This is a genomic window from Streptomyces sp. NPDC051567, from assembly GCF_044454165.1.
Lineage (GTDB): Bacteria > Actinomycetota > Actinomycetes > Streptomycetales > Streptomycetaceae > Streptomyces.
Genome location: NZ_JBITDK010000024.1, coordinates 54,514 through 66,958, shown reverse-complemented (window position 1 = coordinate 66,958; position 12,445 = coordinate 54,514). Strand labels below are relative to the sequence as shown.

At 72.9% G+C, this 12,445-nt stretch carries 11 protein-coding genes and 1 tRNA gene; 5 read left to right on the top strand and 7 right to left on the bottom strand.

Annotated features, from left to right (window positions below; all coding sequences use genetic code 11):
• Positions 1-31: 31 nt before the first annotated feature.
• Positions 32-1,471 carry an NAD(P)/FAD-dependent oxidoreductase gene (locus tag ACIA5F_RS23620; protein WP_399356074.1) on the top strand — a complete coding sequence of 480 codons (1,440 nt, stop codon included), beginning with the start codon at positions 32-34 and terminating at the stop codon, positions 1,469-1,471.
• Positions 1,472-1,603: 132 nt separating this feature from the next.
• Here ACIA5F_RS23620 and ACIA5F_RS23615 read toward each other — a convergent pair.
• Positions 1,604-1,679 (bottom strand) — tRNA-Thr (locus ACIA5F_RS23615).
• A 259-nt stretch (positions 1,680-1,938) separates the two neighbouring features.
• Here ACIA5F_RS23615 and ACIA5F_RS23610 point away from each other — a divergent pair.
• The 3 genes from ACIA5F_RS23610 to ACIA5F_RS23600 all read left to right on the top strand — a co-directional run bounded on the left by ACIA5F_RS23610 (position 1,939) and on the right by ACIA5F_RS23600 (position 4,652).
• On the top strand, positions 1,939-3,033 hold the full coding sequence (locus tag ACIA5F_RS23610; RefSeq protein ID WP_399356072.1) for an ABC transporter ATP-binding protein: 1,095 nt from the start codon (positions 1,939-1,941) through the stop codon (positions 3,031-3,033).
• 318 nt (positions 3,034-3,351) lie between these two features.
• Positions 3,352-3,765: a hypothetical protein gene (locus ACIA5F_RS23605; RefSeq protein WP_399356070.1), complete on the top strand. Its 414-nt coding sequence runs from the start codon at positions 3,352-3,354 to the stop codon at positions 3,763-3,765.
• A 107-nt stretch (positions 3,766-3,872) separates the two neighbouring features.
• Positions 3,873-4,652, top strand: a complete 780-nt coding sequence (locus tag ACIA5F_RS23600; protein WP_399356068.1) for an NDP-sugar synthase — start codon at positions 3,873-3,875, stop codon at positions 4,650-4,652.
• A gap of 143 nt (positions 4,653-4,795) precedes the next feature.
• On the opposite strand, the gene ACIA5F_RS23595 is transcribed toward ACIA5F_RS23600, so the two are convergent.
• From ACIA5F_RS23595 to ACIA5F_RS23570, 6 genes are all read right to left on the bottom strand, one after another.
• On the bottom strand, positions 4,796-6,325 hold the full coding sequence (locus tag ACIA5F_RS23595) for a DoxX family membrane protein (RefSeq protein WP_399356066.1): 1,530 nt from the start codon (positions 6,323-6,325) through the stop codon (positions 4,796-4,798).
• Positions 6,326-6,486: 161 nt separating this feature from the next.
• Positions 6,487-7,443 (bottom strand): 23S rRNA (guanosine(2251)-2'-O)-methyltransferase RlmB, encoded by a 957-nt coding sequence (gene rlmB, locus ACIA5F_RS23590; RefSeq protein WP_399356064.1) that lies wholly within the window; start codon positions 7,441-7,443, stop codon positions 6,487-6,489.
• A 112-nt stretch (positions 7,444-7,555) separates the two neighbouring features.
• Complete coding sequence (cysS, locus tag ACIA5F_RS23585) at positions 7,556-8,956, bottom strand: cysteine--tRNA ligase (protein ID WP_399356062.1); 1,401 nt, start codon at positions 8,954-8,956, stop codon at positions 7,556-7,558.
• A gap of 95 nt (positions 8,957-9,051) precedes the next feature.
• Complete coding sequence (gene ispF, locus ACIA5F_RS23580) at positions 9,052-9,582, bottom strand: 2-C-methyl-D-erythritol 2,4-cyclodiphosphate synthase (RefSeq protein WP_399356060.1); 531 nt, start codon at positions 9,580-9,582, stop codon at positions 9,052-9,054.
• The gene (gene ispD / locus ACIA5F_RS23575; RefSeq protein WP_399356057.1) at positions 9,572-10,345 is read right to left on the bottom strand and encodes a 2-C-methyl-D-erythritol 4-phosphate cytidylyltransferase; all 774 of its coding nucleotides are present in this window, start codon (positions 10,343-10,345) and stop codon (positions 9,572-9,574) included. The genes ispF and ispD overlap by 11 nt, the downstream gene beginning before the upstream one ends.
• A 349-nt stretch (positions 10,346-10,694) precedes the next feature.
• Positions 10,695-11,177, bottom strand: coding sequence for a CarD family transcriptional regulator (locus tag ACIA5F_RS23570; protein WP_050374646.1), 483 nt, complete (start codon positions 11,175-11,177; stop codon positions 10,695-10,697).
• Between the two features lie 625 nt (positions 11,178-11,802).
• Here ACIA5F_RS23570 and ACIA5F_RS23565 point away from each other — a divergent pair.
• Positions 11,803-12,420, top strand: coding sequence for a DUF461 domain-containing protein (locus ACIA5F_RS23565; RefSeq protein ID WP_399356055.1), 618 nt, complete (start codon positions 11,803-11,805; stop codon positions 12,418-12,420).
• Positions 12,421-12,445: the final 25 nt, after the last annotated feature.

Genomic DNA, 12,445 nt, shown 5'->3' with positions numbered 1-12,445 from the left:
CCCGTCCGGGAGGACGTGTAGCAACTCCCCCATGACGATCAACGGCGGCATCTCCTTCTGGCACGCGACGGACACAACGGGCGTACCGACCACGGCGGGCGCGAAGGACCCGGCGGGCGCGGCCGGCACGCCCCCGCCGCCCCGCCCCGCCACCCGCGCGCCCCTCACCGGCGACGCCACCGCGGACGTCGTCATCGTCGGCGGCGGCTACACCGGCCTGTGGACCGCCTACTACCTCAAGCGGTCCGCGCCGGGGCTGCGCGTCACCGTCCTGGAGCAGAAGTTCTGCGGCTACGGGGCCTCCGGCCGCAACGGCGGCTGGCTCTACAACGGCGTGGCCGGCCGCGACCGGTACGCCGCGCTCCACGGCCACCGGGCCGCCCTGCGCCTTCAGCACGCCATGAACGACACCGTCACCGAGGTCATCGACGTGGCCGCCGCGGAGGGCATCGACGCCGACATCCACCGCGGCGGCGTCCTCGAAGTCGCCCGCACCCCCGCCCAGCTCAGCCGCCTCAGGCAGTTCCACGCGGCCGAACGCTCCTTCGGCGAGGACGACCGCGAGCTGTACGGGGCCGCCGCCACCCGCGCCCGCATCGACATCGCCGACGCCGTGGGCTCCACCTGGACCCCGCACGGTGCCCGCGTCCACCCGCTGAAGCTGCTCAAGGGACTGGCCGCCGCCTGCGAACGGCTGGGCGTGGTCGTCCACGAGTCCACCCCCGTCACCGAGATCGCCCCGCGCCGGGCGGTCACCCCGTACGGCACGGTCCGCGCCCCGTACGTGCTGCGCTGCACCGAGGGTTTCACCGCCGCCCTCAAGGGCCAGCGCCGTGCGTGGCTCCCGATGAACTCCTCGATGATCGTGACGGCCCCGCTCCCGCCGGAGACCTGGGCGCGGCTGGGCTGGACCGGCGGGGAGGTGCTGGGTGACATGGCCCACGCGTACATGTACGCCCAGCGCACGGCGGACGACCGGATAGCGATCGGCGGCCGGGGCGTCCCGTACCGCTTCGGCTCCCGCACCGACCACGACGGCCGCACCCGGCCGGCCACGGTCGACGCCCTGACGGCGCTCCTGACCTCCTTCTTCCCCCCGCTCGCCGGTACGGAGATCACCCACGCCTGGTCGGGCGTGCTCGGCGTCCCCCGCGACTGGTGCGCCAGTGTCTGCCTGGACCACGCCACGGGGCTCGGCTGGGCGGGCGGTTACGTCGGCTCCGGTGTCGCCACCAGCAACCTCGCCGCCCGCACCCTGCGCGACCTGGTCCGGCGGGACGCCACCGAGCTGACCACCCTCCCCTGGGTCGGCCACCGCGTCCGGCGCTGGGAGCCGGAGCCCTTGCGCTGGCTCGGCGTCCAGGCCCTCTACGCCGCCTACCGCGAGGCCGACCGCCACGAGAGCGCCACCCACCGCCCCACGACAACACCCCTGGCCCGCCTGGCGAACCGCGTCTCGGGCCGCCACTGAACCCCGGCCCGGCCCCCGCCCCGGACACGCCGAAGGCCCCGGACCCATGACGGGACGCCGTGGGTCCGGGGCCTTCGGTACTGCGCGCGATCCCCGGCCGGTACAGCCCTGACCTGGGATGGAGCCGTGGGATGGAGCCGCCTGTCGGAATTGAACCGACGACCTGATCATTACAAGTGAACTGCTCTGCCAACTGAGCTAAGGCGGCGCGAACCCCACCCGCGAAACCCCGCGCGTGAAGCCGCCATCACTCTACACAGCACCGGATTGCGCGAGCCATCGCGTTCGGGGAGCGCCCGCCGCCCCGGCCCACGGCCCCGGCCCGCCGCGCAGAACCGGAACGGCCGGCTACTGACATATGCCGTCCGGGCGGGTAGCGTCGGGACCAGTCCACCCAGTGGACTAGACCTATCTCCCTCCACTCGGATCGTCCGGCACGTTCCTGCCGGTAGAAGGGGTTCACCACCATGGCTTCTGTGACCTTCGACAAGGCGACCAGGATGTACCCCGGCGGCGACAAGCCCGCCGTGGACCAGCTGGAACTCGACATCGCGGACGGCGAGTTCCTCGTCCTCGTCGGCCCCTCCGGCTGCGGCAAGTCCACCTCGCTGCGCATGCTCGCCGGCCTGGAGGACGTCAACGGCGGCGCCATCCGCATCGGCGACCGCGACGTCACGCACCTGCCGCCCAAGGACCGGGACATCGCGATGGTGTTCCAGAACTACGCGCTCTACCCGCACATGACCGTCGCCGAGAACATGGGCTTCGCGCTCAAGATCGCGGGCGAGGACAAGGCCACCATCCGCAAGAAGGTGGAGGACGCGGCCAAGATGCTGGACCTGGTCCCCTACCTCGACCGCAAGCCCAAGGCCCTCTCCGGCGGCCAGCGCCAGCGCGTCGCCATGGGCCGCTCGATCGTCCGCAAGCCGCAGGTCTTCCTGATGGACGAGCCGCTGTCGAACCTCGACGCCAAGCTCCGCGTCTCCACCCGCACCCAGATCGCCGCCCTCCAGCGCAACCTGGGCATCACCACCGTCTACGTCACCCACGACCAGGTCGAGGCGCTGACCATGGGCGACCGCGTCGCGGTGCTCAAGGACGGTCTGCTCCAGCAGGTCGACACCCCCCGCAACATGTACGACCGCCCCGCCAACCTCTTCGTCGCCGGCTTCATCGGCTCCCCGGCCATGAACCTGGTCGAGGTCCCGATCACCGACGGCGGCGTCAAGTTCGGCGACAGCGTCGTCCCGGTCTCCCGCGAGGCCCTCTCCGCCGCGGCCGACGCGGGCGACCGCACCGTCACCGTCGGCATCCGCCCCGAGCACATCGACATCGCCGAGACGGGCGGCCTGACCCTCACCGTCAACGTCGTCGAGGAGCTCGGCGCCGACGGCTACCTCTACGGCACCACCGCCGCCACCGCCGACGCCAAGGGCCAGGACCTCGTGGTCCGCGTCGACGGCCGCCAGGTGCCCCGGAAGGGCTCGACCCTGCACGTGGTGCCGCGCGCGGACGAACTCCACGTCTTCTCCACCTCCTCCGGCGCCCGCCTCTCCAACTGACGCGGCGGCCAGGAGGGTTCACCGGCCCGGCAAGAACCCTCCCGGCCGAAAGACCGTGCCGCCACGGCGGCACGGCGCCACGGCGGCACGACACGAAGGGGCGCTCCGCGACGGGGCGCCCCTTCCCCGTTCCCCCCGGCGCGCCCGGCCGTATCCCACTCCGCGCGCATCTCCGGCCGCCCTCAGGGCAGTTACCCCGGCAGACCGGACGAATCACCCGCCACTCGTCAACCTCGTATTCGAAAAGCCACGTCGAACCGTCCCCCGACCGGGTGACTCGATGTCGTCAAAACCTCACCGAGCGCTACTCTCGCCCTCGTGACCCACACTGCCCGCCGTATCGGCCGATCCCTCGCCCTGGTCCTGCCCGTCGTCATGGTCCTGTCCGGGACTCTCGCGGTCACCATGGTCCCCTGGGCGGACAACACCCCCGCCCAGATCCTGACCGCCTCCGCGGAGGACGTCTCCGTCCCCGCGAAGCCGCGCGCCCCCCACGAGCTGCTCCGCGACAAGCTCCTCGGCGAGCTGAAGCGGGGCGACCGGCCCAGTGACGTCCTCACCCACCTCCAGCAGGAGGTGGACCGCCGGCCGTCGCTGACCGAGCACTGCGTGGGGATCGCGCGGGCGCTGGGCCGGGCCGCCGTCGACACCTACGGCCCGACGAAGGCCCAGTCCTTCGCCCGCCCGGTGTGCGACACCTCGTACGCCTCCGGCGTCGCCTCCATGGGCTGACCCGCACCACCCACGGCACCACCCACGGCACGGCCGCCGACACGCGCCGGACCGTCCCCCGCCGGGGACGCGTCCCGCCCGGGGGCACTCGCCCTACCCTGGCCGCCATGACCGACGTTCCCCCCGCACCCCGATCCACCGATTCCGCAGCCGCGTCCCCCGCTCCCCCCGCCGAACCGCCCGTCCAGGCGGTCGTCCTGGCGGGCGGCCAGGGTTCGCGGCTGCGCCCGTACACGGACGACCGCCCCAAGCCGATGGTCGAGATCCCCGGCACCGGGACGCCGATCATCGGGCACCAGCTGGCCTGGCTCGCCGCCGAGGGGGTCACCGACGCCGTCGTCTCCTGCGGCCACCTCGCCGGGGTGCTCCAGGAGTGGCTGGCCGGGGCCGACCTGCCGCTCCGCGTGACCACCGTGGTCGAGGACGAGCCGCTGGGCCGCGGCGGCGCCCTCAAGTACGCCGCCCGCCACCTCCCGGACCCGGAAGCGCCCTGGTACGCCACCAACGGCGACGTGTGGACCCGTTTCCCGCTCCGCGAGATGGCCGCCTTCCACACCGAGCGCGGCGCCACCGCGACCCTCGCCCTGGCCCGGCCGCGCATCCCGTGGGGGGTGGTGGAGACCAACGAGTTCGGGCAGGTGCTGGACTTCATCGAGGCCCCGCCGTCGCCCTACCCGGTCAACGCCGGGGTGTACGTCTTCGGCCCCGGGTTCGCCGCGCTCCTGCCCGACGTCGGCGACCACGAGCGCACCACCTTCCCGCGCCTGGCCCGCGAACGCCGCCTGGCGGGCTTCCCGCTGCCCCAGGGGGCCTACTGGAGGGCGATCGACACCGCGAAGGACCTCGCCGAGGCCGCCCGCGACCTGGCGGCCCGGAGCGGCCCCTGAGCCCCTCCTCGCCGACAGCCTGGCCATGGCCAGGCTGTCCCGCCGCACCCGCACACGAAGGGGCCCGGCACGCTCGCGCGCGCCGGGCCCCGGGGCTGTCGGGCCGGTCCCCCGGAGGAGTCCGTCGGGCCGGCCCGCCGGTCTCAGCCGAGGAGACCCCCGACCAGGCCCGGCTTCTTCGACGGGGTCTCCCCGCTCCCGGACGGGCTGGAGCCGTTGCCGTTCCCGGAGGAGGACGACGGCTTCTGCGGGGCCGCGGGCCGCGGCGTGCTGCGCGGGGTCTGCTTGCCGGTGGCGCCCTTGGTCGCGGAGGGCGACTCGGTGCCCGCGCCGGTGGTCTCCCGCGCGGTGGGCGTGCCCGAGGGGCCCCGCCCGGACTTGGTGGCGGGCTCGGAGGGAGCGGCCGAGGGCGCCACCGGCCTCGCGGGCTGCTTCACCGCCTCCGGCTGCCTGGCGGGCGGCTGCGGCAGCGGGGTGCCCGGCAGGTAGTTGCTCGGCGCCCGGCCCGGACCGGGCACGGTGACCACGGTGGTCGAGCGGACGGCCCCGCCGAGGAGGGAGCCGACGAGCAGGGTGAGACCGCAGACGACCGAGGCCATCAGGGCCCCGCGCCGCAGGACGCGCCGCCGCAGCTGCCCGACCCCGGACCGCGGGCCGAGCGTGCGCCAGGCCTCGCCCGCGAGCCTCCCGTCGAGGGAGTAGACGGGCGCGCCCGCGATGAGGAGCGGGCTCCAGGCGGCGAGGTAGATGATGTCGGGCGCGTCGTAGGCCGGGACGGTCTTCCAGCTCACCGTCATCAGCAGCGCGGCGGAGAGCAGCGCCCCGAAGCCGGCGGCGAACCGCTGCCACAGACCGAAGATGGTCAGCACGCCCACGATGACCTGGAGGAACGCCACGCTGAGCCCGGCCCCGACCGGGTGCGCCAGCGCGAAGTCACGCAGCGGCTCGGCGAGGGCCCAGGGGTGCAGGGTGTGCAGCCAGGTGACCATGGAGCCGCGCTCGCCGCCGTCGAAGTAGACGGGGTCGCACAGCTTGCCCATGCCGGCGTAGACGGAGATGAAGCCGAGGAAGACACGCAGCGGCAGCAGCACGACACCGAGGTTCATCCGGCGGCCGGGGTAGTAGGAGGCCTGCGCGCGCGCCTCGGTTCCGGGCCGCCGGCCGTCCGCGCCGGGGGCCCCGCCCCCGTACGCGTCCTCGTCCGGCAGGTCCCGGCCGGTGCCCCGGGAGCGCGCGTCGTCGAGGTCCCCGTAGCTGCGCTGGCCGATGACGGTCGGCGTGGCCAGGGTGTCGGCGGCGAGGTCCTGGTCGAGGTCGACGCGCGGGATGACCTGGGTGGCGCCGCCGTCGTACGGGTCACGGCCGCCGAGCCCGGCCTCCCGTACGGCCTGGAGGAGCCCGCCCATGGCGGCGGTGTCGCCCGGGGCGGACCTGCCGCTCCAGACGACGGGAGCCCGGCGGCGGGTGGCTCCGGCGGCGACGGCCACGGCAGCGCCGAGGACGGGCGCGCGGCCGGGCGCGTACAGGGGCTTGGAACGCGCGCTCGGGCTCGGTGCGAGCCGCACGCGGAAGCTGGCGTGGTTGACGATGACCTGTGCGGGGTCGCACGGCACCTTGACCATGCTCAGCGCGGGCTGGTCGTCGAACCCTGACGTTCTGGTGTCCACACTCATCTAACCGAGTGACGGGTGGTTAGGACACTGTCTTGACATCAGGGATCTGTCCGAGACCCGTCAACATCAAGCCGCCCCGCCCGGAGCGGGCGGGGCGACACGCTCAGGGGTCACTTCCCGTGAGCCAGGTGGATCAAGCGCCGGACGGCACCGGCCCCTGGTCAGGCGCGGCGGCGGGCCGCCTCGTACAGCACGACGCCCGCGGCGACACCGGCGTTGAGCGACTCGGCGCCGCCCGGCATCGGGATGCGGACGAGGTAGTCGCAGTTCTCGCCGACCAGCCGGCCCAGGCCCTTGCCCTCGGAGCCGACGACGATGACGACCGGGCCGCCCAGCGCCGCCAGGTCGGCGACCGAGTGCTCTCCCTCGGCGGCGAGACCGACGATGGTGATGCCGGCCTTCTTGTACTCCTGGAGGGCGCGGGTCAGGTTGGTGACGCGGGAGACCGGGGTACGGGCGGCGGTACCGGCCGAGGACTTCCAGGCACCGGCGGTCATACCGGCGGCGCGGCGCTCGGGGATGACCACGCCGTGGCCGCCGAAGGCGGAGACGGAGCGGACGATCGCGCCGAGGTTGCGCGGGTCGGTGACCCCGTCGAGGGCGACGATCAGCGGGTCCTGCCCGTTGTCGTACGCGGCGGCGGTGAGCTCCTCGGGGTGCGCGTACTCGTACGGCGGGACCTGGAGGACCAGGCCCTGGTGGTTGAGCCCGTTGGTCATGCGGTCCAGCTCGGGACGCGGGGCTTCCATCAGGTTGATGTTGCCGCGCGCGGCCGCGAGCTGGAGGGCCTCGCGCACGCGCTCGTCGTTGTCGATGAACTGCTGGACGTAGAGGGTGGTGGCCGGGACGCCGTCGCGCAGCGCCTCGAAGACCGGGTTGCGGCCGACGACCATCTCGCTGGTGCCCTTGGGACCGCCGCGGCGCGGCGCGGGGCGGCGCTTGGCCGCCTGCCGCGCCATGGCGTTGCTGATGCGGTTCGCCTTGTGCTTCTTGCGGTCCTCGGCCTTGGGCGTCGGGCCCTTGCCCTCCAGGCCCTTGCGCCGCTGGCCACCGCTGCCGACCGTAGCGCCCTTCTTGTTGGACGTGCGGCGGTTCCTGCGCTGGCTGTTCCCGGCCATGACCTCTACCTGTTTTCGTTGATCCTGCGATATGTACGTATGAAGAGTGTGCCGTCCCCGGCCCCGGACGGCACACCACGGCGGTCTGCCCGGGTCCCGCCGGGGACCGGGCTCAGCGGGGGCCGAGGGTCCAGCGCGGACCGGACGGGCCGTCCTCGACGACCAGGCCCGACTGCTGGAGCTGGTCGCGGATGGCGTCCGCGGTCGCCCAGTCCTTGCGGGACCGGGCGGACTCGCGCTGCTCCAGGACGAGCCGGACCAGGGTGTCGACCGCGCCGTGCAGGTCCTCGCCGCGGTCGGTCTCACCGGCCCAGTGCGGGTCGAGGGGGTCCAGGCCGAGGACCCCGAGCATGGCCCGCACCTCGGACAGGCGCGCGATGGCCGCGTCCTTGTCGTCGGCGGCCAGCGCGCTGTTGCCCTGGCGGACCGTGGTGTGGACGACGGCCAGCGCCTGCGGGACGCCCAGGTCGTCGTCCATGGCCTCGGCGAAGGCGGGCGGGACCTCGGCGGCGGGCTCGACGGGACCGCCGGCCTTCTCGATGACGCGCTGGTAGAAGCCCTCGATCCGCGCGAAGGCCGACTCGGCCTCGCGCAGCGACTCCTCGCTGTACTCGATCATCGACCGGTAGTGCGGGGTGCCGAGGTAGTAGCGCAGCACGATCGGGCGCCAGTGCTTGACCATCTCGGAGACGAGGACGGAGTTCCCGAGCGACTTGGACATCTTCTCGCCGGACATGGTGACCCAGGCGTTGTGGACCCAGTACTTCGCGAACTCGTCGCCGTACGCCTTGGCCTGGGCGATCTCGTTCTCGTGGTGCGGGAAGATCAGGTCCAGCCCGCCGCCGTGGATGTCGAAGGCCGGGCCGAGGTACTTGTGCGCCATCGCGGAGCATTCGAGGTGCCAGCCGGGACGGCCGCGGCCCCACGGGGTCTCCCAGGAGGGCTCCCCGGGCCTGGCCGTCTTCCACATCGCGAAGTCGCGCTCGTCGCGCTTGCCGGTCTCCCCGTCGCCCGAGGGCTGGCGGAGGTTGTCCAGTTCCTGGTTGGACAGGGCCAGGTAGCCGGGGAAGGACCGCACGTCGAAGTAGACGTTGCCGCCGGACTCGTAGGCGTGGCCGCGCTCGATCAGGCCGCGCATCATCTCGACCATCTCGGTGACGTGTCCGGTGGCGCGGGGCTCGTAGGTGGGCGGCAGGCAGCCGAGGGCGGTGTAGCCGTCGTTGAAGGCGCGCTCGTTCTCGTAGCCGATGGACCACCAAGGACGGCCCTGGTGGCCGGACTTCGTGATGATCTTGTCGTCGATGTCCGTGACGTTGCGGATGAAGGTGACGTCGTAGCCCCGGTAGACGAACCAGCGGCGCATCACGTCGAAGTTGAGGCCCGACCGGATGTGCCCGATGTGCGGGGCCGCCTGCACCGTGGCGCCACAGAGGTAGATCGAGACGCAGCCCGCTGTGAGCGGGGTGAAGTCACGGATCTGCCGGGCGCTGGTGTCGTACAGGCGAATAGTCACGGCATCCAGGGTAGTGCGCCTACGGCAGTGCCCCGCGACCCTTTCGGGACGCGGGGCGGGTTTGTTGCCGAAGCGACGGGGTCGTTACGTCGCACTCAGACCGGGTTCGTCCGGTACACCAGCGCGGTCGCGATGGCGGCGAGCCCCTCGGCCCGGCCGGTGAGGCCCAGGCCGTCGGTGGTGGTGCCGGAGACGGAGACGGGGGCGCCCACGGCCGCGGTGAGCGCCTGCTGCGCCTCCGCGCGCCGCTTGCCGATCTTCGGGCGGACGCCGATGACCTGGATCGCGATGTTGCCGATCTCGAAGCCCTCGGCGCGGACGATCCGGGCGGCCTCCGCCAGCAGGGTGACCCCGGCCGCCCCGGACCACTCGGGCCGGGAGGTGCCGAAGTGAGCGCCGAGGTCGCCCGCGCCCGCGGCGGAGAAGAGGGCGTCGCAGGCGGCGTGCGCGGCGACGTCGCCGTCGGAGTGCCCGGCGAGGCCGTCCTCGCCCTCCCACAGCAGCCCGGCGCACCACAGCTCACGGCCGGTCTCGAAGGCGTGGACGTCGGTGCCGACCCCGATCTGCGGCAGCGCGGGGGGCGTGGCGCGGGGAGCGGGGTCGAGGGGAGCGGTGTCAGTAGGCATCGGTGGCCCTCCTTCGGGCGAGCACGGCCTCGGCGAGGACCAGGTCGAGCGGGCGGGTGACCTTGAACGCCTCCTCGTGGCCGGGGACCACGACGACGGTGACGCCGAGGCGTTCCACCATCCCGGCGTCGTCGGTGGCGCCCTCGCCCTCGACGGCGATCCGCTCGTGGGCGCGGCGGAGGGTGGCGAGGTCGAAGCCCTGCGGGGTCTGGACGGCGCGCAGCCGGGCCCGCTCGGGGGTGGCGACGACGGGCTCGGGCTCGCCGGGCGGGCCGGGCTCCACCTCCTTGACGGTGTCGGCCAGCGGCAGCGCGGGCACCACGGCGGGGGCGCCGTCGCGGACGGCCCGGTCGACGGAGTCGACGGTCTCGACGGGGACCAGCGGGCGGGCCGCGTCGTGGACGAGGACGCAGGTGATGTCCTCGGGGAGCGCCTCCAGGCCGGCCCGTACGGACTCCTGGCGGGTCTCCCCGCCGGGGACGACACGGATCTCGGTGCGTTCGGGCAGCGCGTGCTCGTCCAGCAGCAGCCGCACCTCGGCGGCGCCGTCGGGCGGGGCCACGACGACGACGACGCAGACCGCGCGGGAGCGGGCCATCGCGCGGACGGCGTGGACGAGCATCGGGATGCCGCCGAGACCGCGCAGGGCCTTGGGGGCGCCGGGGCCCAGGCGGACCCCGCGGCCGGCCGCCGGGATGACCGCGGCGGTGCGGTGGGGGCGCGGGGCGTCCGGGGGGAGCGGGGGGAGCGGTTCGTCAGGCATCGGTAGCTCCGGGTTGGGCAGCCAGGTTTGTGGCTTCGGCCGACATGGGTATGGGCCTGGGTGATGTGCCGGGTGCGACGCCCTCGCCCCTTCCGTGACCACCGGCCGAGCGGCCGTCCGGACCCGGCACGACCCCCGGGGCACCGGGGCGGGGGTACGGACGTGGAGCGGGTACGGACATCCCCACAGGTACGGACATGCCGCGGTGCCCGGCGACAGCCCGCTCCCGGGAGAGGGAAGCTGTCATCGGGCACCGCGGCACAACAGTGTGAACACTGTGCTGATCAAACACTGTGTCGATCGAACGGCGTGTTGATCAAACGGCGTGTTGATCAAACGGCGTGTCGCGTCAGGACGCGAGAACCTCGTCGAGAAGGGCCTCGGCCTTGTCCTCGTTGGTGTTCTCGGCGAGCGCGAGCTCGCTGACCAGAATCTGCCGGGCCTTCGCGAGCATGCGCTTCTCACCCGCGGAGAGTCCACGCTCACGCTCACGACGCCACAGGTCACGCACCACTTCGGCGACCTTGATGACATCGCCAGAAGCGAGCTTCTCCAGATTTGCCTTGTAGCGCCGGGACCAGTTCGTCGGCTCTTCTGCGTACGGTGCGCGAAGCACCTCGAAGACCCGTTCCAGCCCGTCCTGGCCGACTACGTCGCGAACACCGACGAACTCCGCATTGTCCGCAGGCACACGAACCGTCAGGTCGCCCTGGGCGACCTTGAGCACCAAGTAGGTCTTGTCCACGCCTTTGATCTGGCGAGTTTCGATGGCCTCGATCAGCGCGGCCCCGTGATGGGGATAGACCACGGTGTCGCCAACCTTGAACGTCATGTGACAGGTACCCCTTCCGTGGCTATCCAGGGTAACACGAGAACCGACTGTTATGAATGGCGTTTTCGCAGGTCAGGGCACATCTCGGGGCTTGACAACAGCAACAGGAACGTGCTGCGGAGGGCTTCCGGAAGGGGGTATTCGCAGGTCGGGGGCGCTGTGCGGACCAGGCGAAAGGGCCACGCTACACCGGTCGGGCGCGTACGTCAGCGTGACGTACGTCCCGTTTTGCCGGGTTCGAAGCGGGGAAACCGAACTACTCCGTTCGACTGGAGGCCACCCGCGGGGAGCGGGTTCCGGCCCAATCCTGAATTGATCACGGAGTCACGTTCGAAGGAATCCCGGAATTGATCACCTGGCGCCCGGCGCGCGGTTTACGGGCGCCACGTGATCGACGAGGGGAACGACGGGGGAACGGGGACGCGAACCGTGATCGCGGGACGGGCCGAGCACGGCCCCGGCGCTGCGGAGGGTCGGGTGCGGGGGCGGGGCGGCGGCTCGGTAACCTAAGCGCGCTGACACACCCTTAGAGCGGCTTTACCTCGGCCGCCCCGGGGGAACCTCCCGGCGAGAGCCGGGGGAGCCCACCCATCCGTCTCCGTACGTCCAAGGAGTTGCCGCCGCCGTGAGCCGCAGCCTTCGACGCGGCACCCTCGCCGCCACCGCCGTCGTGTTCTCGATCGCCGCGCTCTCCGCGTGCGGAGCGGGCAACGACGCACAGACCCTCCAGATCAAGCCGGACAACGCCGCTGCCACCAAGGGCGAGATCAAGATCCAGAACGCGCTGGTGATCACCCAGGGCGAGAAGGAGAAGAAGGGCCCCGCCGTCGTCTCGGCGACCCTCTTCAACTCCGGCACCAAGCCGCAGACCCTCGACGCCGTCACCCTCGCGGGTGGCAAGGGCGGCAAGGTCGTCCTGAAGTCCGCCGAGGGCGCGGGCAAGATCACCGTGCCGGCCGGCGGCTCCGTCGTGATCGGCGGCAAGGGCAACGCCTCCGCCGTCATCGAGGGCGGCCGTACGGCCGTCGAGGACGGCAACGTGCAGGAGGTCGTCTTCCAGCTCAGCAGCGCCGGCGCCGTCCCGCTGGGGGCGTTCGTGGTCCCGGCCACCGGCATGTTCGCGGACTTCGGCCCGAGCGCGGCCCCGGGGACCGGCGCGACCCCTTCCGGGGCGCCCACGCCCTCGCCGGGCAGCACCTCCGGGACGCCGTCGGGTTCCTCCTCGCAGAGCACGGGTCACTGAACCGCCGGGCGGCCCGACCGCTCGC